The 19,741-nt window shown below is 55.1% G+C and carries 15 protein-coding genes; 7 read left to right on the top strand and 8 right to left on the bottom strand.

All coding sequences use genetic code 11. The features are described from left to right. Positions 1 to 429: 429 nt before the first annotated feature. Positions 430 to 2,874 (bottom strand): penicillin-binding protein 1A, encoded by a 2,445-nt coding sequence (locus RGU70_RS04975; protein ID WP_416186480.1) that lies wholly within the window; start codon positions 2,872 to 2,874, stop codon positions 430 to 432. Positions 2,875 to 3,437: 563 nt separating this feature from the next. Between RGU70_RS04975 and RGU70_RS04970 the strand changes: the two genes are divergently transcribed. Beyond that, a complete protein-coding gene (locus tag RGU70_RS04970; RefSeq protein WP_322208294.1) occupies positions 3,438 to 5,024 on the top strand; it encodes an EAL domain-containing protein in 1,587 nt (528 codons plus the stop codon). A gap of 262 nt (positions 5,025 to 5,286) precedes the next feature. Then, positions 5,287 to 5,991 carry a peptidoglycan DD-metalloendopeptidase family protein gene (locus RGU70_RS04965; protein WP_322208293.1) on the top strand — a complete coding sequence of 235 codons (705 nt, stop codon included), beginning with the start codon at positions 5,287 to 5,289 and terminating at the stop codon, positions 5,989 to 5,991. 4 nt (positions 5,992 to 5,995) lie between these two features. Here the strand turns inward: RGU70_RS04965 and RGU70_RS04960 are convergent, their stop codons facing one another. From RGU70_RS04960 to RGU70_RS04930, 7 genes are all read right to left on the bottom strand, one after another. After that, positions 5,996 to 6,826, bottom strand: a complete 831-nt coding sequence (locus tag RGU70_RS04960) for a hypothetical protein (protein WP_322208292.1) — start codon at positions 6,824 to 6,826, stop codon at positions 5,996 to 5,998. A 1-nt stretch (position 6,827) separates the two neighbouring features. Next, entirely contained in the window at positions 6,828 to 7,262 is a 435-nt protein-coding gene (locus RGU70_RS04955; RefSeq protein ID WP_322208291.1) for a hypothetical protein, read from the bottom strand. 285 nt (positions 7,263 to 7,547) lie between these two features. After that, positions 7,548 to 7,964, bottom strand: a complete 417-nt coding sequence (locus RGU70_RS04950; RefSeq protein ID WP_322208289.1) for a CBS domain-containing protein — start codon at positions 7,962 to 7,964, stop codon at positions 7,548 to 7,550. A gap of 292 nt (positions 7,965 to 8,256) precedes the next feature. Beyond that, a complete protein-coding gene (locus RGU70_RS04945; protein WP_322208288.1) occupies positions 8,257 to 9,993 on the bottom strand; it encodes a methyl-accepting chemotaxis protein in 1,737 nt (578 codons plus the stop codon). A 426-nt stretch (positions 9,994 to 10,419) separates the two neighbouring features. Beyond that, positions 10,420 to 10,980, bottom strand: a complete 561-nt coding sequence (gene hpaR / locus RGU70_RS04940) for a homoprotocatechuate degradation operon regulator HpaR (protein ID WP_322208286.1) — start codon at positions 10,978 to 10,980, stop codon at positions 10,420 to 10,422. 60 nt (positions 10,981 to 11,040) lie between these two features. Continuing rightward, positions 11,041 to 12,570, bottom strand: coding sequence for an acetyl-CoA hydrolase/transferase family protein (locus RGU70_RS04935; RefSeq protein WP_322208285.1), 1,530 nt, complete (start codon positions 12,568 to 12,570; stop codon positions 11,041 to 11,043). Positions 12,571 to 12,592: 22 nt separating this feature from the next. Then, on the bottom strand, positions 12,593 to 13,534 hold the full coding sequence (locus RGU70_RS04930; protein WP_322208283.1) for a bestrophin family protein: 942 nt from the start codon (positions 13,532 to 13,534) through the stop codon (positions 12,593 to 12,595). 360 nt (positions 13,535 to 13,894) lie between these two features. On the opposite strand from RGU70_RS04930, the gene RGU70_RS04925 reads away from it, so the two are divergent. From RGU70_RS04925 to RGU70_RS04905, 5 genes are all read left to right on the top strand, one after another. After that, positions 13,895 to 14,914, top strand: a complete 1,020-nt coding sequence (locus RGU70_RS04925) for a putative 2-aminoethylphosphonate ABC transporter substrate-binding protein (protein ID WP_322208281.1) — start codon at positions 13,895 to 13,897, stop codon at positions 14,912 to 14,914. A gap of 211 nt (positions 14,915 to 15,125) precedes the next feature. Beyond that, a complete protein-coding gene (locus tag RGU70_RS04920; protein ID WP_322208280.1) occupies positions 15,126 to 15,713 on the top strand; it encodes a phosphonate degradation HD-domain oxygenase in 588 nt (195 codons plus the stop codon). Then, complete coding sequence (locus RGU70_RS04915; RefSeq protein ID WP_322208279.1) at positions 15,683 to 16,780, top strand: putative 2-aminoethylphosphonate ABC transporter ATP-binding protein; 1,098 nt, start codon at positions 15,683 to 15,685, stop codon at positions 16,778 to 16,780. Before RGU70_RS04920 ends, RGU70_RS04915 begins: the two co-directional genes overlap by 31 nt. Beyond that, on the top strand, positions 16,777 to 18,507 hold the full coding sequence (locus tag RGU70_RS04910; RefSeq protein ID WP_322208278.1) for a putative 2-aminoethylphosphonate ABC transporter permease subunit: 1,731 nt from the start codon (positions 16,777 to 16,779) through the stop codon (positions 18,505 to 18,507). The genes RGU70_RS04915 and RGU70_RS04910 overlap by 4 nt, the downstream gene beginning before the upstream one ends. Before the next feature lie 90 nt (positions 18,508 to 18,597). Continuing rightward, positions 18,598 to 19,698 carry a 2-aminoethylphosphonate--pyruvate transaminase gene (locus RGU70_RS04905; RefSeq protein ID WP_322208277.1) on the top strand — a complete coding sequence of 367 codons (1,101 nt, stop codon included), beginning with the start codon at positions 18,598 to 18,600 and terminating at the stop codon, positions 19,696 to 19,698. The last annotated feature ends 43 nt before the right edge of the window (positions 19,699 to 19,741 follow it).

Genomic DNA, 19,741 nt, shown 5'->3' with positions numbered 1-19,741 from the left:
AGGTCAGGGTAAGAAGCCCAGCCCTACTTTAAGGACGGCTGGGCTTTACCAAGCGGAGAAGAGCATGGTTGTGTCTGAGACGATCAGTATCCCGACCTGAACAACTGTGTACAGCCGCTTTTCTCAGGCAACACCGGAACCGCTGAGTAAGCGTAGCGAGCGACGCAAGGTCAGGGTAAGAAGCGCAGTCGTATTTGAGTACGGTGACGATTTGAATTCTTGCAGCCCTGCGAACATGGCAATACCTGAATGCGATCCGCATTTACAAGCTGAGATCTAGTCAACACCTGTTTTTCTCCGGCAGCACCAGAACCGCTGAGTAAGCGTAGCGAGCGACGCAAGGTCAGGGTAAGAAGCGCAGTCGTACTCGAGTACGACGAGCATCGCAGCCCTGAGATTGCGCCGCGCAGTAGCTTAATCAGCGGTTCTTCAGAAGAGTTCGTTTTTGACTGCGTTACTTGTTTTTTCTTCGGTGGGGGCAGCACTTCCATCCGCACCACCCAAGCCGAGGTCACGCACGGCAGCATTGCCGGGCGAGAATTCGCTGTAGTAATAGTCGCCGCCGCTTTCAATGATGCCTGCCGGTACGGTGCGATCCACGTTCGGCACATTCTTGAGTGCGGTTTGCATGTAATTGATCCAGATCGGCAATGCCAGACCGCCGCCGGTTTCCCTGCCGCCCAGACTTTTCGGCTGGTCGTATCCCATCCAGGCAATGCCCACCAGTCCGGGTTGGTAACCGGCAAACCAGGCATCGAGCGAATCATTCGTGGTGCCGGTCTTGCCCGCCAGATCAGTACGCTTGAGCGACATCGCCTTGAAACCGGTGCCATGCCGAACGACGTCACGCAGCATACTGTCCATGATGAAGGCGTTACGAACATCAATCACCCGATTGGCCTCGTCACCGGCCTGTACCGGTCTGGCGAAACTCACCAGCTTGTTGTTGACATCGGTAATCTTAGAAATCAGATAGGGGTTGACCTTGTAACCGCCGTTAGCAAAAACGGAAAAGGCCGTCGCCATTTGCAGGGGCGTCACAGCGCCTGCGCCTAAAGCCATGGTCAGATAAGGTGGATGTCTTTCTGCATCGAAACCAAAGCGGGTAATGTAATTCTGCGCATACTTGACGCCGACCCGGTCGAGGATGCGTATCGACACCATATTGATTGACTTCTGCAAGGCGCGCCGCATCGATATCGGCCCCTCGAACTTGCTGCCGTAATTCTTCGGTTGCCAGACCTGACCGCCGGTCTGAGTGAACGTCAGCGGCGCATCATTAATAATGGTGGCCGGCGACAAGCCCTTCTCCAGTGACGAGGAATAAATGAAAGGTTTAAACGACGAACCCGGCTGCCGCCAGGCCTGAGTGACGTGGTTGAACTTGTTGCGATTGAAATCGAAGCCACCGACTAACGCGCGGATCGCACCATCTTGCGGGCTGGTGGACACCAGCGCCGATTCCACATCGGGCAATTGCGTCACGCTCCAGTCCTTGCCATCCTGAATCACACGGATGATCGCACCGCGCTTGACCTTGCGTTGCGGCGGCGCTTTGTCACTCAATAAATTAGTGGCAAAACTGAGTCCCGGCCCGACGATTTTGATTTCTTCGCCCGTCGCCAGCACTGCATCAATTTGCTTGGGACTCGCCGCCGTCACCACGGCAGCAAAAATATCGTCGTTGGCAGGGTGATCGGCCAGCTCAACATCGAACGCTTCTTCGATATCGTCCTTCGATCCCTCGGGAATTTCCATGTAGGCTTCCGGACCGCGATAGCCATGACGCTTTTCATAATCCATCACGCCGCGCCGCAGCGCGAGATAGGCCGCATCCTGATCGGTCTTGGTGATGGTGGTAAACACATTCAGACCGCGTGTATAAGTTTCATCCTTGAATTGCGCATAGACCAATTGACGCGCCATTTCCGCCACGTATTCGGCGTGAACGCCAAACACGGTGTTGTCGGTTTTGATATCCAGCTCTTCCTTCTGCGCAGTGTCATATTGCGCATTGGTGATGTAACCGAGCTGATTCATACGCTGCAAAATATATTGCTGGCGCGCGTAGGCGCGTTTGGGATTGACCACCGGATTGTAAGCGGACGGCGCTTTCGGCAAACCAGCCAGCATGGCGGCCTCCGCGATCGTGATGTCTTTCAGATTCTTGCCGAAATAAATCTGCGCTGCCGAGGCAAAGCCATAGGCCCGCTGTCCCAGATAAATCTGGTTCATGTAAACCTCAAGGATCTGATCCTTGCTCAGACTGCGTTCTATTTTCCAGGCCAATGGAATTTCATAAAGAAATTTGCGCGAAGCGCGCTGCACAAAGGTTGGCTCATTGCTGGTTAAAAAGAAATTGCGGGCTACCTGCTGGGTAATGGTGCTCGCGCCGCCGCCGCCGCCGTGCAGATTGGCCAGAGTTGCGCGAACGATGCCTTGATAATCGACCCCGCCATGTTCGTAAAACCGATCATCCTCAATGGCCAGAACAGCGCGCTTCATAATCAAGGGAATTTCATTGATCCGCATCAGGCTGCGACGCTCTTCACCGAATTCACCAATCAAGACGCCATCTGCGGAAAAAATACGCAGCGGAACTTTGGGACGATAGTCGGTCAGGGAGTCAATTTCCGGCAGCTTGGGGTAGGCCAGCGTTACGATAAAGAAAATACCGAGAGCGGCCATCGCAATCAAGGCCACAAACACGCCGACACTAGCGATCAGCATGCGCAACACCAAGGGCAGACGCCGCCAGCGAGATGGCTTAGTCGCGGCATTTCTCTCCGACGCAATGCCCGTCTTGCGGCCTGCTGACGGGATGTTTTCCGGGGATTTCTTGTCGGTGGGAGTAGGGGGAAGCGGAGCAGCCATGCGGGGAAGGGAATCAAAAGGACAATCGCCCCATTATAACGGCTCACTACTTATCAAGGTCTCTGGCACCATGCCTCATCGCTTCATTACACAATTCCACGCCAACGACACTAACGGCACAATGCCTCAAAACGAGCGTGCGCCCTGACGAACGCGGGTCGCGCCATCACTATCGAATGGGATCGACAATATTTTTTTGACTGCCATCCCTTCATACAACCATGACGATAGGCATTGCCGACTGCCACCGGAATGCTGGAAGGTACTACTTTTACCTTTTCCAAAAATGCCCTGATATTGCCCTCCGGCGAAGTTCATTTCCGCATGGAATGATTTCTTATTTCTTTGCCAACCCTCATATCAAGTAAAACGATTAAATCCGCTCTGGCAGGCCAAATCATGCTGATTACTTGTCCCTGAAACGCTATATTCCACTACACTATTTACGTGCATTCCAGTGCAATTCAACGGCATCCGATCAGGCACCTTCATTGCCGGATTTCAACCATGCCAGCGATATCAACAATACCCGTATCCAAAGATAAAAATGCGAGGGGGGAAAGTTGGATAAGAAGCGTGTCATCCTGTTTGCCATTGTCATAACACTACTGTGTGCGCCGCTGCCGCTAGCAGCCACTTTTTATCTATCCTGGATCCGCACTCTGGACGGAGAACAGGCAGAACTGCAGGAATTGGGACATCAGGTACTGCAACGCACCCGACAATCGTTTGCAGTGGCTTCCGGAACGCTGCGTGCATTCGACGAATGGCAGGGCGACCCCTGCTCACCGGATCACATCACGCAAATGCGCGTTGCTACCGTCAACACCCATAGCATCGTGGAAATCGGCTACTTCGAAAATGGCTTGCTGGTTTGTACGTCCTGGGGCATGAATGATCGCATCATCGGACAATCGAAACCTGACTTCACCACATCGGACGGGATGCAGGTCAGCCTGAATATCACACCCATGATCAAAGGCAGTCTGCCGATGATGATCATGCATTACAAATCCTACAACGCGCTGATCAATCCCCAGTTTTTTACCGACATCATCGCCTCTCCAGCAATACGACTGGCGCTCGCGACCGAGCAGGGCCAGATACTGGGGACCATGAACCAGCCCGACCTCAAGCTGCTGCAAGACTTGATCCGCGCTCCCAATGAAAAAAATTCGACCGCATTAAGCATGGATGAGTCGCGCCTTATCGCGCTCTCGCACGAAGATAAACTCATCGCCCTGGTCACCGAACCACGTGCGCATGTCATGGAAAAACTGCGGCGTCAGCAAATTTATTTGTTACCCGTGGGAGTGCTGCTATCGCTACTCATCGTTGGACTTGCTTACCAAATGGTACGACGCCGCCTGTCGCCGTTGGGCGAACTCAAAGTTGCCGTTGCCAGAAAAGAATTTATCGTCCATTACCAGCCGCTGATCGATCTCAGAACCGGCGTCTGCATCGGCGGCGAAGCGCTGGTGAGGTGGCGTCGTCGTGACGGCAGCATGGTACGGCCCGACCTGTTCATTCCGCTGGCAGAAGAAAGCGGTCTGATATTGCCGATTACCGATCAGATCGTCGCGGCGGTGGTCGCGGATCTGCGCGAGCTGTTCATTGCCGACAAATCCGTTCACATCGCCATCAACATGAGTCCGCAGGACATCAAGACCGGGCGCGTCCTCCAGGTGATCGAAAATGCCTTGCGCAACACCGGCATCGACAGACGGCAAATCTGGCTGGAAGCCACCGAGCGCGGCTTTCTGGAAGTCAGCGCCGCCAGCGTCACCTTGCAACGCGCCCGTGAAGCAGGGCATCTGGTCGCCATTGATGACTTTGGCACCGGCTATTCCAGTCTGTCTTATCTGAGCAATCTACCGCTGGATGCGTTGAAAATCGATAAATCTTTCGTCGATACGATAGGCACCGATTCCGCAAACAGTACGGTCATACCGCACATCATTGAAATTGCGCAAAGCCTGAAACTGAGCATCGTCGCTGAAGGCGTAGAAACGCAATCCCAGGCCGACTATCTGCTCGCCCGCAATGTCGACTATGGTCAGGGCTGGCTGTTTGCCAAAGCCATGCCGGCGGCTGACTTCATCGCCTTCTGCCAAAAAAACCGGGCCAAGTCCGAGAAAAAGGATGCGTAGGTAGTCAACGCCTACCGCGCGTTCGCATTCCCAAACCACACGTCAACAGACCCTAGTAAAACAGCGTTTTGAAGGCAGTTTGCGGATCGAATGCGGACTGGTGAGCAGGCGCGGGACAGGGCGCACTGCGTGCAACGCACGACCACTCAATCAACGAGTCGCATTGCCACTCCCCTGCAAACGACTCCCCCGGCGGCATGATCTCATCCAAACTACTCTAGAATAGTGCGCACTGCGCTTTGACGCGCCACCGGAAACTCCCATGTCCATTCCTGCATTGCAGCGCCACCTGCGTTGGTTCTTGTGCGTCCTGCTGCTGACAATGCTGGCAGCGTGCAGCACGCCGTCGAGTTCCAATCTGCAGCAATTCGCCGGCCAGCCCGGTTATTACACGGTGCAGAAGGGCGACACCTTATCGGCAGTCGGCCGCAAATTCCGTCAGTCCGTTCGTAACATCGCTCGCTGGAACAAATTAAAAGATAACGACGACATTGAAATCGGCCAGGTATTGCAGGTAGCGCCACAAACGGCGAGCGCCACGCGCAGCAACAAACCCCGCACGGAAGCCAGTGCGGCGGAACCACAGTCCGATGACGGGCCGCCGCCAGGCACATGGACGTGGCCAACCGAGGGTAAACAAGTTGCTGTATTCGGGCCGCGTAAAAAGGGAATAGAGATCGCTGGCACGAGCGGCCAGCCAGTACTGGCTGCCAGCGATGGCAAAGTCAGTTATGTCGGCAATGGGATTCGCGGCTACGGAAATCTGATCATCGTCAAACACAGCGGCGGTTTTCTTTCCGTCTACGCTCACAATAGCGCTGTTACTGCCAAGGAAGGTCAGACAGTCAGCAAGGGGCAGAAAATCGCTGAAATGGGAGACTCCGACAGCAACGGAGTCAAACTGTATTTTGAAATCCGGCGGCAGGGCAAGGCAGTCGATCCGGCTAACTACCTTCCCGCACGCTGAAAATTCAATTACTAAAAACGCTCTTTAAGCCGGAATAAATTGCCATCCCAGATGTCCCGATCGACACCAGAGCGCCGCCTATTCCCTGCAGGCGTTCGGCTCTTTTCTGAATCGCCTCCGGCTTCATATCGGCGCTTTTTAATAGCTCGGCCAGTCTATAGCTCCGACTATTAGTGGCGATATTTTCGCGTGAAGCCAGCACAGAGCTAACAATCATCCCGGTCACAAAACTGATCCAGATGCTGAACGCATATTCCGCAAACTCTTTCCATTCCAGAGTTGACTGCGGCAACACCGCAGTATGGTCCACCAGACTGACATCAAAACTCATCGCCCACACCGTCAACAGGGCCATACAGGCGCTCAGCAATGCCCAGTTGCGGAAAGAGGCATGCCGATGACGCAGAACCAGCAATCCGAACGGCACCGGTATCAGCAGCGATACGATACGCAAATACACCACATGCAGGTCGTACAGAATACTGATCAGATAATGCGCCAGCAACAGCATCAGGCAGGGCAAAACAAAGTAACGCAGCAACATGGAAACATGCCGCAGCAAGTACGCACTTACTCTCGCAAACGGGGAGACCGGCTCTGCATTGGCGAACAGGAAAGCCGGCGCCGCCAACGCGGCTTCCGCATTTTGTATCAGCTGTAATTCCAGCAGCGCCATTTTTTCCCGCAGCTCGCTCAACTCCTGCTTACTGGCAAGTACCTCTTCCAGATTGGCGATTTTTTGCAGCAAAGGCTTGAACAGGTATAAATCTTTGGTGCAATAAGAACAGGCCAGGGCTTCATCCGGAATCACGGACACGCAGTAGGGGCAGTTCATATCATGGACTCACCTTGATCGCGATCACGGTATGCGATTCCCGCCCATCCGCATCCTTGACCTTGACGTTGAGCTGATGCTCTCCGGGCGGCACTTCTGCATTGTTTAATACAATCCCGCCGGAGGAAACGCCCGCTCCCAGCCGCGATGTCAAATCGACTGCGGGTGATTTCATATAAGTTATTTTGACGCTGGCAGGATCGATTTTGACACCGCCGCGCTCTTCAAAATTAATTTTGAGATTGAACGGCGATTTGATATTTTCACCCGCAACCGGGGAAACCAGCTGTATGCCCGGCCCACGGGTAATGCCGCGCGTTTGAACAATGCCGCTCGCTGCCGGCAATGTTGCCTCACCAGGGGTAATCAAGACCACGGCCTGCGCGTGGGAAGCACAACAAAACAGAAATCCAACAATGATTTTATTTTTCATCATGCCCTTTTAATTTTTTTTTGTGATGCTCGGTTGTGGAGCCCTGTTCTGACTGACTCACGCTTGACCTCTCACGCTTGACCTCTCACGCTTGACCTCTCACGACTGACCACATCGGCGCCCAATTCCCGCAAAAGCCCCTACGCCCCTCCGCTGCAAACGGGAATCAGAAAACGGTGCGCATTAACGTCGCCGGTTTCTATCCGGCAATAATTAACCGCGTCATTATCCATCATTTCCAATGCCGCGGGCAGCATCCATCAGTCGGGGTGCAAGCGGCCGCATTGACTATTTTTCCTGTTGATTCTTGCCAAGGTTGCGCAGGATATCGCGCCAGCTAAGAATTCCGACCGGTATGTTGTCACCGTCGACAACGGGAATACATGAGATTTTATGTGCGATAAATAAACCGATTGCATCCTCTACCGTCGCGTCTTCCCGCAGCACAATCGGGCGTCGCGACATGATCTGATGCACCCGCTTGTTGAGACTCGCCAGATCGCGGTAACTCTCGGTCGGCGTCCCTATGTAGGGACTCAGGGCCTTCAGCAAATCGCGATCGGAAACAATGCCAATGAGCACGCGTTCCTCGACAGCAAGAACATGGTGGAAGTGCAGATTTTCAAAAATTTCCTGCACCGCCGACAGCTTGTCATCGAGCTCAACGGTAACAATTTTCCTGGTCATTACTTCTTGAACGTTCATAGCTGGGCTCCGTATCTGGGGGTTTTCTCAGTCTATTCGATCACCATTGGCTCACGAATTTCAAGAATACCTCAGGAAACGCAGAGGAAGTATGGCGAGCGGAGCAAAGTCAAGGCAACAACAACAACAACAACAACAACAACAACACAAGAAGCACCGTCTTTAATCAGCACATGAGGAACACCACCTCCCGGCAACGGGCCGATCAATCCAGTCGACAAAATCAGTCGCGCAACTCAGCTCTCAACTCAGCTTTCAACACAGTCAGTCATTTAATCCGTCGTCACTCCCATTAAAACTGCTCCCAGCTATCACTGTCGTCTTGTTTTGATGGTGCGATAGCCGACTGAGGGGTCCGCGAGGGAGCCGTCTCTTTCAACCGCGCCACAGGCGGCGTCACGTTGACGGTTTTACGGGTGGCTGGACGAACGCTTGAACGAACAGGCGCGGCTTGTTTCGCCACCGGCACAGACTGTTGACGCGATGCGGCGTCATCCAGTTTGAATGCATTGACAACCTGGGCAAGATTGCCCGCTTGCTCGCGCAGGGACTGTGAGGCCGCAGCGGCTTGCTCCACCAGCGCTGAATTTTGTTGTGTCGCTTCGTCCATCTGGTTAATGGCCTGATTGACTTGCTCGATGCCGATACGCTGTTCCTGACTCGCTGCCGAAATTTCACTGACAATATCTGCAACCCGTTTGACACTTTGCACGACGGCATCGATCGTGACGCCAGCCTGCTCCACCAGCTCACTACCGATATTTACTTTCTCAACCGATTTGCCGATCAGCGTTTTAATTTCTTTTGCAGCAGAGGCAGACCGCTGCGCCAGATTGCGAACCTCACTGGCCACCACGGCAAATCCGCGTCCCTGTTCGCCGGCACGCGCCGCTTCCACGGCCGCATTGAGCGCAAGAATATTGGTTTGAAAGGCAATGCCGTCAATGACACTAATAATGTCGACGATTTTCCTCGACGACTCATCGATCGACAGCATGGTGTCAATCACCTGACGCACCACCAGGCCGCCTTCGACCGCCACCTCGGACGCACTGACAGCCAGCTTCGTTGCCTGCAAGGAATTATCGGCATTTTGCGTCACGGTCGACGTGAGCTCTTCCATCGCAGACGCAGTTTCTTCTAGCGTACCTGCCTGCTGTTCGGTGCGACTCGACAAGTCCAGATTGCCGGACGCAATCTCAGCCGAAGCCGTATCGACCGTATCAATACCGACCCGCACCTCGCTGATTACCCGGTGCAAACTTTCGTTCATATCCTTGAGCGCCTGCATCAACTGACCGGTCTCATCGGTCGAGCGAACCTCGATATTGTGGCTGAGATCGCCCGCTGCCACGAGGCGCGCCGCCTTGACCGCCGCAGCGAAAGGCTGCGTGATCGAACGTGTGATCCAATAAGCGAAAGCGGCGCCGAAGACGATACCCGCTCCGGTCAACAAGCCAATCAGGATGGTGCTGAAACGATTGATGCTCTCAACATGCGCAGCCAGTCCGTCAATCAGGTCGCTTTCGTGTGTCACGAGTTTTTTAATATCGTCGATATATGTTTTCAGCTGCGGCTCAAGCCGCTCACCCAGCACTTTAAGCGCCTCTTCATGATTGCCGTCGGTCTTTTCTTTCACCACCGCGCCATTTGACGCAAGGACCAATTTCCGGTCGGCGAGAATCTGCGCCCACATCGTCTTTTCCGTCTCGCTCGTCAGCGACGCCTCGATCTTTTTTACCAGAATGTTATTGCGCTCAATCGTGGCGACAACCTGATCCTTGAATAATTTCTGCTGAACCGGATCAGCATTTCTTGCGCCGGCAACGATGCGGCCGCCATTGACCTCAATCTGAGCCAGCAGATCGCGGATAGATCGTTCCTTCAAAATGGCATGCTTGGCCATGAACTCGGTGTCTTTTCCCACTTCCCCCAGCTGATAAATCCCAACCCCTGAGATGACGACCATCAAACCCATTACGAATGCAAAGGCGAGCGCAAGTCTGGTACCAATTTTAAAATTTCTCATTTTTATCTTATTTATTATTTAACAACATTAAAAATTCAACACTGAAAATTTAAATTTTATTCAATTTAAAAATGACGCAGCTACGCATCAAATATATGGTTTTAATTGTTCGAGATATTGACACATATTTATTCATCACATTAACTTTAATCATATATTTATCTGATTAAAGTATTGGCTCTTAAATTATTTTTATAGCCTGTTTTTTTATAGCCAATTATTTTTACCCAAGCTTAACAAGCGCCCAAACATACCACGTCGTGCCAAAGTAGTTTGTCGGGACGACGACAAACTACGCATTTTCTGAATACTCGCCAGAGTATCGATGAGATGAGTATTGACGTGCGCGATATCAGATGGAATGTGAAGTATCGACATACTTAATCAAGCATATATCGCCATACTGATATCGCCCTGCACAGCCGCTTAATCAGAAGCGATCTGTTTCTTATCTTTTTTCACGCCACTTCCAGACGCTTTTCCCGCATTCTTTTTAGTCTTCAGTGGTTCCACACCAGAACTGGCCGCATACGCCCGCAAATCGACCTGCTCCACAGCAGCTGATTCGACTGACATGAAACCCTCAAACGCACTCAGCAAATCACCGATGATGCGTTTGCCGAAGGCTTGTTCGATATGCCTGTACTGCAACTCGATCAGCGGCGCAATTTCACCGATGATCCGGTCGCCACCGGGAGCCAGCCGCACCATCAGCCGTCGCCGGTCATCCGCTACCGCCTCGCGGCATACCAGGTCCATGTCTTCCATCCGCAGCAAAACACCTGACATGCTGGAACTAAGTATCTGACACAGATCACACAACTCGCGCGGCTCCAGCTGCCCATGTTCATCCAACAGGCGCAGCACGCGCCATTGCTGCTCAGTGACCCCAAAATGATTCAGAATCGGCCGGAAGTGGGACATCAAATGCTCGCGGGATTGCAAAAAGAGCTGGGGCAAATTGCGATAGGCGATCCGATGTTTCAAGTGGCGCTCCGTTTGAAGGTATCTGTTAAATGCGGCAGCTGAAGGTGTCAACTGAATGTGTCAGCCAATAGTGTCGGCTGGAATTTCTGTAACTGGCAACATCGATCCGGTTTCTCGATAGCGGGTATGCCAGGCGAAGGCTTCTTCCAATAGATGCGGCGTATGCCCGCCACGCTCGCTGGCTTTGGCCACATAATCGCGCAGCATGCCACGGTAGGGCTCCGCCACGCAATGCTCAATGATGACCTGCGCCCGTTCGCGCGGTGCCAGGCCACGCAAATCGGCCAGACCAATTTCGGTCACGATGATATCGACATCATGTTCGTTATGGTCCACATGCGACACCATGGGCACAATGCTTGATACCTTCCCGCCCTTGGCGAGGGATTTCGTGGCAAACACCGCCAGATAGGCATTGCGCGCAAAATCGCCCGACCCACCGATACCATTCATCATGTGCGTTCCCAGCACATGGGTGGAATTGACGTTGCCATAAATATCGGCTTCCAGAGCGGTATTGATGGCAATGATGCCCAGCCGTCGAATGACTTCAGGATGATTACTGACTTCCTGCGGACGCAGTATCAGCCGATCTTTATAGCGGCCAATATCACCGAAAACTTCCTTGCTTTTTTTCTCCGACAAGGTAATCGAAGAACCCGATGCGAAATCGAGTTTGCCTGCATCGAACAGATCGAAAGTCGAGTCCTGTAGCACTTCCGAGTACATCGTCATGTGCTGGAACGGGCTGTCGATAAAGCCCATCATCACTGCATTGGCGATGCTGCCGATGCCCGCCTGAATCGGCATCAGGCTTTCCGTCAGACGTCCCAGTTTGACTTCTTCCTTGAAAAAATCGACCAGATGCGCGGCAATGGCGGCAGTTTCTGCATCGGCAGGCAGGATGGTGGAAGAGCTGTCGAGCTTTTGAGTAATGACGATAGCGACGATTTTTTCCGGCGGAATCTCAATGGCCAGCGTGCCGATGCGGTCGCTCACGCTCATGAGCGGAATCGGTTCGCGCTGCGGCCGCCGCTTGGGGATGAAAATGTCGTGCAGTCCTTCCAGTTCCAGCGACTGACTCAGATTGATTTCGACGATGATCTTGTCGGCCAGAATCGCAAAACTGGCGCTGTTGCCGACCGACGTCGTGGGAATAATGGCACCGGTTTCCGTAATGGCAATGGCTTCGATGATGGCCACGTCAATCGGCCCGATCTGCCGGGTGCGCAACAGTTCGACCGTTTCCGAGAGATGCTGATCGACGAACATCACCTCGCCGCGATTGATCGCCGCACGCAGCACAGGATCGGCCTGAAACGGCATACGGCGCGCCAGCACGCCCGCTTCCGTCAAGGTCTTATCCACGTCACTACCCAGCGAAGCGCCGGTCATCAGCGTGATTTTTAATTGCTGATGACGCGCCCGCTCTGCCAGCGCCAGCGGCACTACCTTGGCGTCACCGGCACGGGTAAAACCGCTCATGCCGACGGTCATGCCGTCGTGTATCCATTCGGCAGCCTGATCGGCGCTCACAATGCGCTCCCTCAGGGCAGGCAGGCGGATGCGGTCCTGATACTCATCGTGCATGGCGGATTTCCTTTTATTTTCGTTATGTCAGGCAGTAATCGACAGGGGCCAGCGGTGCGGGGATTTCTTCATCGCCAAGCGATTCCCGCAAGTTGATTTCAATGGTGCGGCAAATGGCATCGAGCGGCAGGTCGTTGGCTTCCATGCCGAACGGCTCTTCGATTTCATCACCCAGCGCATCCAGTCCAAAGAAGGTATAGGCCACGATAGCGACGACGAAGGGCGTCATGAAACCAATCGAGTCCACCAGTCCGAACGGCAGTAGAAAGCAGTAGATATACGCCGTACGATGCAGCAACAGCGTGTAGGAAAACGGAATCGGTGTGCCCTTGATGCGTTCGCAGGCTGCGCCCGCTGCGGTCATCGATGACATGGTGGCATCGATAGAAGCCGCCAGACAAGGGTCAATGCGCTTCTCTTGTATGCACAAGCGCAAATCCTGTCCCATTCGCTGCATCAGGAAATCAGGTTTGTTGGAGGACTTTTCCAACTGCTTCCATTCCGATGACGGCAGTAGATGTTGGTACTCCTCATCCGCGCTGAGATCGCGCAAATTGTGGCGCAAGGCATGCGCGAAAGCGATGGCGCGGAAGATCATGCGCACCCGCACATCGGCTAATCCGGCGCGGGCGGAGGCAGGTTCGGGAAAATCGATCAGGCTTTGGCACTGGCGCGAAAAACTGCGGCTCTTATGCACCAGCTCGCCCCATAATTTCCGCCCCTCCCAAAACCGGTCATACGCAGAATTATTCCGGAAACCCAAAAAGATCGCGATTGGCAGTCCGATCAGACTGAAGGGAATCGTGGTCAGCGTGATTTTGAGTTCGAACAGATCGCCATGCGTCAGTGTCACCAGGGTCGCGATCATCGTATTGACAATCAGCGAAGGCAAAATTCGTGGCATCACCGAGCCGCGCAGCAGCAGGAACAGCTTGAGTCCGGAAGGCCGGTCCCTGATTATCATGGGAAGTCTTTATCTAAATATTCACCAACATGTGAGTGATTATAAAGAGGAATTCCCGCGAACGTCAATGACCGATACAAATAGATGTGGCGAACAATCCACGCTGTGGGCGTGACACAAAAAGTAACAGCGACCATGACCGAGTGCGTCCTGATGCAAACACCCTGACGCTAGCATCCTTCAATCCCCTCCCACGATTGTCCTCACTCAAGCCAAGTCATCTAGATGTCACGACAAGGTCATATTGGCCCGCTAGTATCCACATCCAGAATCCTCTGCTTAAGCATGGCGCAAGCCTATCGCGTAAGCAGAGCTTCTTCATGTAGACAACCGATGTCCATCCCCCCAGAGGAATAGCCGATGCAAATCTCCACCTTGTTGAAAACCTTGCCTGCCCTGCTCTGCCTGACCACCACGCTGGCATCCGCAGAATCCAGCCTGACCGTCTACACCGCGCTCGAAGCCGACCAGATCAAGGCCTATCAGCATCAGTTTGAAACCGAATACCCTGACATCAAGATTCGCTGGGTGCGCGATTCCACCGGCATCATCACTGCCAAGCTGCTGGCCGAAAAAGCCGCGCCACAAGCCGATGTGATCATGGGCGTGGCCGTCACCTCGCTGCTGGTCCTGGAAAAAGAAGGCATGTTGCAAGGCTATGCGCCAAAAGGCGTGGAAAAACTGACCAAGCGCTATGTCGATGACGCCACCCCGCCGAATTGGGTGGGCATGGATGTCTGGGGTGCCACGATTTGCTTCAACACCGTAGAAGCCGCCAAGCAAGGCCTGAAAAAACCAGAAAGCTGGAAAGACCTGCTCAAGCCAGAATACAAGGGCAAGATCGTCATGCCTAACCCCGCCTCCAGCGGCACCGGTTACTTCGACGTCAGCGGCTGGCTGACCCAGTTCGGCGAAAAAGACGGTTGGACTTACATGGACCAGTTGCACAACAACATCGCCCAATACACGCATTCCGGCTCCAAGCCCTGCAAACAAGCGGCCAGCGGCGAATTCCCTATCGGCATTGCCTTTGAATACCGCGGTGCCAAGCTCAAAGAAAGCGGCGCGCCAATCGACCTGATCTTCCCGAAAGAAGGTCTGGGTTGGGATGTCGAAGCCACGGCCATCATGAAAGGCACCAAAAACCTGGAAGCCGCGCGCAAGCTGGCCGACTGGTCCGCATCGAAATCGGCGAACGAACAATTCGCCAACAATTTCGCCATCGTGGCCTATCCCGGCGTCGCCAAGCCTAATCCGCTGATCCCCGCCAACTACGAGCAAATGCTGATCAAGCAAAACCTGAAATGGGCTGCTGCCAACCGCGACCGCATCCTGGCCGAATGGACCAAGCGTTACGACGGCAAATCCGAACCTAAATAACCCGGCAACGCCAAGCGGCACCCGGGCCATCGTCCGGGTGGTCAGCTTTTTTACTCGGCCACACACAGCACCAGAACCTCTGAGTAAACGTAGCGAGCGGCGCAAGGTCAGGGTAAGAAGCGCAGTCGTACTCTGGTACGAAGAGTATCTCTGCCCTGAGATTGCGCCGCGCAGTAGCTTAATCAGAGGTTCTTTTTAAAGTGTTACGACAATGAGCCTTACCCTGCCTGAAATCAGTCAACTCTTCGATCATCTCGGCGCACGCCTGTACGGCGGCGAAGCGATTACCCAGCGCGAACATGCCTTGCAGGCCGCCTGGTCCGCTGAACAAGCCGGCGAAGAAGACAGCCTGATCATTGCCTGCCTGCTGCACGATCTCGGCCACCTGCTGTTCGAACAAAACGACGCAGATCTGGCCAGCGGCAAGGACGATCTGCATCAATTCAAAATCATCCCCTTCCTGCGCGGCCTGTTGCCGCCGGAAGTGACTGAACCGATACGCTTGCACGTCGATGCCAAACGCTACCTGTGCCAGCACGAAGCCGCCTATTACGAAGCCTTATCCGCAGCCTCAAAAATGAGTCTCGCCTTGCAAGGCGGCATCATGGACGCCACCGCCGCAAGCGCCTTTGCCACCCATCCCTACGCATCGCAAGCAATTGCCCTACGACGCTACGACGACGCCGCCAAGGTCGTAGGTCTGATTACTCCGCCTTTTTCGCATTTCCTCCCCACGCTCACGGCACTGGCCGAAAGGACTGCCGCAACATGCGCATCGACGACGCCGCCTCCGTACTAACCGCCGACAATGACTGGCTTAACATCCGTGGTATCAGCAAGCATTTCGGCGCTTTTCGCGCCCTGCACGATATCAAGCTGCACGTACGCAAAGGGGAATTCGTCTGCCTGCTCGGCCCTTCCGGCTGCGGCAAAACCACGCTGCTGCGCATCATTGCCGGGCTGGAAGTGCAAGACAGCGGCGGCCTCACCATGGATCAGCGCGAGATCGGCAACCTGCCGCCGGCGCAGCGCAACTACGGCATCGTGTTCCAGTCGTACGCCCTGTTCCCCAACCTGAGCGTAGCGGACAACATCGCCTATGCCTTGCGCAGCAATCGCCTTGAAAAAAATCGCCGGGTCGATGAATTGCTCGATCTGGTCGGACTGGCCGGTGCCGAACAGCGCTATCCGGCGCAACTCTCGGGCGGTCAGCAACAACGCGTCGCGCTCGCCCGCGCACTGGCCACCTCACCGCGACTGCTGCTGCTAGACGAACCCTTGTCCGCGCTCGACGCCAAAGTGCGCGAACGTCTGCGCCAGGAACTGCGCAACCTGCAACGCAAACTCGGCATCACCACCATCATGGTTACCCACGATCAGGATGAAGCACTGGAAATTGCCGACACCATCGTGGTCATGAACGAAGGCCGCATCGAGCAAATCGGCAGCGCTGAACAAATCTATCGCGACCCGGCCTCACGCTTCGTCGCCGACTTCATCGGCCGCGCCAACTGGCTGCCTTTGCAGCGTAACGCCGATGGCTTCACCACGCTGGCCGGCACGCCCATCAAAATAGCGATTCCCGCCGACGCCGATAGCGCCAGCCTGTTCTGCCGCCCCGAAGATGTGCGGGTGGAACCGCAATGGCATGCCGGATCGGAAGCCATGATGGCCGTGGTCGATCGCGTCGATTTCCACGGTGGCCTGCGCCGCGCCACCTTGTCGCTGTGCGCCGACCGCAAGTTGTCGATCTTCGCCGATGTCGGACCCAACGATGCCGGCTATGCCCTGCTGGAAGCCGGCAAGCGCGTACCGATCACCTTGCCAACGCACAAAATGCGGGTCTTCTCCGCACCGCAGGAATGAGCAGCGCAATCAATTCAGGCAGCACACCCGCCTCCGTTCCAAAGCGCAGGCGACTCTCCGCTTTCCGCAGCGGCGACGAACAACTCGCCGTCTGGATCACCGTCACCATCCTGCTGCTGTTGCTGATCTTCATTGCCTGGCCCTTGCTGAGCATGTTCAGCATGACCACAGAAGCACGCGACGGCAGCTACATCGGCCTCGCCAACTGGTCGGCCTTGCTGTCCGAACCACGACTACGCATTGCGGCAGGCAACAGCATTGCACTGGCCGCGACTACTTTATGTCTTGTCTTACCTCTGGCACTAGCCTTCGCCTTTGCACTGACGCGTACCCGCTTGCTTGGTCGCCGCGTATTCCGTCTGATTGCGCTCGCACCTATGCTCGCGCCCTCACTGATGCCCGCCATCTCGCTGGTCTATCTGTTCGGCAATCAGGGTCTGCTCAAAAGCTGGTTAGGCGGCAACTCCATTTATGGCCCGCTAGGCATCGTGCTGGGCGAAGTGTTTTACACCTTTCCGCACGCTTTGCTGATCCTGACCGCCGCATTGAGCGTGGCCGACGCCCGTCTGTATGAAGCTGCCGAAACGCTGGGGGCCAGCAAGCTGCGTCGCTTCCTGACCGTGACGCTGCCCAACGCGCGCTATGGCGTCATCTCCGCCGCCATGGTGGTGTTTACGCTGGTGGTCACCGATTTCGGTATCCCGAAAGTGATCGGAGGACAAATGAATGTCCTCTCGCTGGAAGCTTATAAACAGGTCATCGGCCAGCAAAATTTCAGCAAGGGCGCCATCATCGGCGTGCTGCTGCTGTTTCCCGCCGTGCTGAGTTTTATCGTCGAGCGCTGGTTGCTGCGACGTCAAACCAGCCAGATGAGCGGACGTTCGGTGGTCTATCAGCCGCGCCGCAACCTAGTACGCGACAGCGTTCTGTGGCTGCTGTGCAGCGGCATGTCGCTCTTTTTTCTAGCCTTGCTCGGCGTCGGCTGCGTCGCGGCCTTTATCAAGATGTGGCCTTACAACATGAGCTTCACCCTGGCGCATTTCGATTTTGATCAACTCGATGGCGGCGGCTGGCAGGCCTTTTGGAACAGTACACGGCTGGCCTTGCTGGTGACCCTGTTCGGCACCGGCTTCCTCTTTATCACCGCCTATCTGATCGAAAAATCCCCCGTGCCACGCAGCCTCGCCGCGGCCATCCGCAGTCTGGCCTTGCTGCCGATGGCAGTGCCGGGACTGGTGCTGGGACTGGGCTATGTGCTGTGCTTCAATGCCCCCGGCAATCCACTGCATGGGCTGTATGGCACGATGAGTTTGCTGGTCATCGCGACAATCGCCCACTATTACACCACCGCCCATTTGACGCTGGCGACTTCGCTGCGACAGCTGGATGGCGAAATCGAAGCAGTCGCACGCAGCCTGCAACGGCCGTGGTGGCAAACCTGCTTGCGCGTGACTGTGCCGATCAGCCTGCCGGCGATTCTCGATGTGGCGCGCTATCTGTTTGTCTCCGCCATGACGACCGTGAGCTGCGTCATTTTTCTCTACACGCCCGATACCGTATTGGCAGCCGTCGCGGTCCTGAACATGGATGACGCCGGCGACACCGCCGCTGCCGCTGCCATGGCCTCGATGATCGTCGCCAGTTCACTGCTGATCACGCTGCTGATGAACGGTGTGGGCTGGTGGCTCAATCGTCGCGCGCAGGCGTGGCGCACACCATCACACTAAAGATGCGGCCGGGCGACTGATCCACCCTGCTCCTGCTCCTGCTCCTGCTTCTGCTTCTGCTCCTGCTTAATCAACTCTATTAGGACTTCCATGCGCGATCCCATCCTCCTCACTCCCGGCCCGCTGACCACCAGCCTCGCCACCAAAACCGCCATGCTGCATGACTGGGGCTCATGGGATCGCACCTTCAATGTCCTGACCGCCGGAATCCGCCAGCGTCTGCTGGCCATCATCGAAGATACGGGCGATTACACCTGCGTCCCGCTGCAAGGTTCCGGCACCTTCGCCGTCGAAGCCGCCATCGGCACCTTGCTGCCGCGTGAGGGGAAATTACTGTGTCTGGTCAACGGCGCTTATGGCAAGCGCATCGTGCAGCTCACTAAAATCATGGGCCGCCAAGTCTCTGTATTGGATTTCGGCGAAACCGCACCGGTCGATCCGCAAAGAGTCGCACAAGCACTCGCTGAGGATGCCAGCATCACCCATGTCGCCGTGGTGTATTGCGAAACCAGCACCGGCATTCTCAATCCCATGCCGGCCATTTCCGATGTGGTCGCTGTCGCCGGAAAAAAACTGATCATCGATGCCATGAGCGCTTTCGGTGCGCTGCCGCTGACCGTGACTGGCTTGCGTTTTGAAGCCGTCATTGCCTCCGCCAACAAGTGCCTCGAAGGTGTACCCGGCATGGGTTTTGTGCTGGTAGAAACCGCCGCATTGGAACAAGCTGCGGGGCGCAGCCACTCGCTCTCACTTGATCTGTACGAGCAATGGCGTTACATGGAACAGACCGGGCAATGGCGCTACACACCGCCGACACATGTGATGGCGGCGTTCGATGTGGCCCTCGATCAATTCGATCTGGAAGGTGGTCAGACAGCCCGACTGGCACGTTACAACGGCAATTGCCGTCAACTCATCGAAGGCCTGCAACAACTGGGACTGAAAATATTTCTGCCCGAAGAGATTCAGGCACCGATCATCGTCACCGTCCACGCACCCGTCCATCCCAACTGGAATTTCGCGCAGTTTTATCAACTGACCAAAGATCGCGGCGTGGTGCTGTATCCGGGCAAACTGACGGCGGCGGAAACCTTCCGTGTCGGTTGCATCGGTGCCATCGGTCAGGCTGAAATTGCGACGGCGCTGGACGCCATCGAATACGCGCTGCACACCATGCACATCTCCTTTTAAATAGAACCATAGAACCGGACATTGCCATGTCACAGAATCTCTC

Source organism: Herbaspirillum sp. RTI4, from assembly GCF_034313965.1.
GTDB lineage: Bacteria > Pseudomonadota > Gammaproteobacteria > Burkholderiales > Burkholderiaceae_D > Herbaspirillum.
Note: the sequence above shows the minus strand (reverse complement) of the source record. Positions and strands in the feature narration are given on the sequence as shown.

Bases quoted from the DNA above. Each gene is read 5' to 3' on its own strand.
- RGU70_RS04915 (WP_322208279.1), top strand. From the start codon at position 15,683: ATGCGCATCGACGACGCCGCCTCCGTACTAACCGCCGACAATGACTGG.
- RGU70_RS04935 (WP_322208285.1), bottom strand. From the start codon at position 12,570: ATGCACGATGAGTATCAGGACCGCATCCGCCTGCCTGCCCTGAGGGAG.
- RGU70_RS04910 (WP_322208278.1), top strand. From the start codon at position 16,777: ATGAGCAGCGCAATCAATTCAGGCAGCACACCCGCCTCCGTTCCAAAG.
- RGU70_RS04975 (WP_416186480.1), bottom strand. From the start codon at position 2,874: ATGGCTGCTCCGCTTCCCCCTACTCCCACCGACAAGAAATCCCCGGAA.
- RGU70_RS04920 (WP_322208280.1), top strand. From the start codon at position 15,126: ATGAGCCTTACCCTGCCTGAAATCAGTCAACTCTTCGATCATCTCGGC.
- RGU70_RS04905 (WP_322208277.1), top strand. From the start codon at position 18,598: ATGCGCGATCCCATCCTCCTCACTCCCGGCCCGCTGACCACCAGCCTC.
- RGU70_RS04960 (WP_322208292.1), bottom strand. From the start codon at position 6,826: ATGAACTGCCCCTACTGCGTGTCCGTGATTCCGGATGAAGCCCTGGCC.
- RGU70_RS04955 (WP_322208291.1), bottom strand. From the start codon at position 7,262: ATGATGAAAAATAAAATCATTGTTGGATTTCTGTTTTGTTGTGCTTCC.
- RGU70_RS04930 (WP_322208283.1), bottom strand. From the start codon at position 13,534: ATGATAATCAGGGACCGGCCTTCCGGACTCAAGCTGTTCCTGCTGCTG.
- RGU70_RS04945 (WP_322208288.1), bottom strand. From the start codon at position 9,993: ATGAGAAATTTTAAAATTGGTACCAGACTTGCGCTCGCCTTTGCATTC.
- RGU70_RS04925 (WP_322208281.1), top strand. From the start codon at position 13,895: ATGCAAATCTCCACCTTGTTGAAAACCTTGCCTGCCCTGCTCTGCCTG.
- RGU70_RS04950 (WP_322208289.1), bottom strand. From the start codon at position 7,964: ATGAACGTTCAAGAAGTAATGACCAGGAAAATTGTTACCGTTGAGCTC.
- RGU70_RS04965 (WP_322208293.1), top strand. From the start codon at position 5,287: ATGTCCATTCCTGCATTGCAGCGCCACCTGCGTTGGTTCTTGTGCGTC.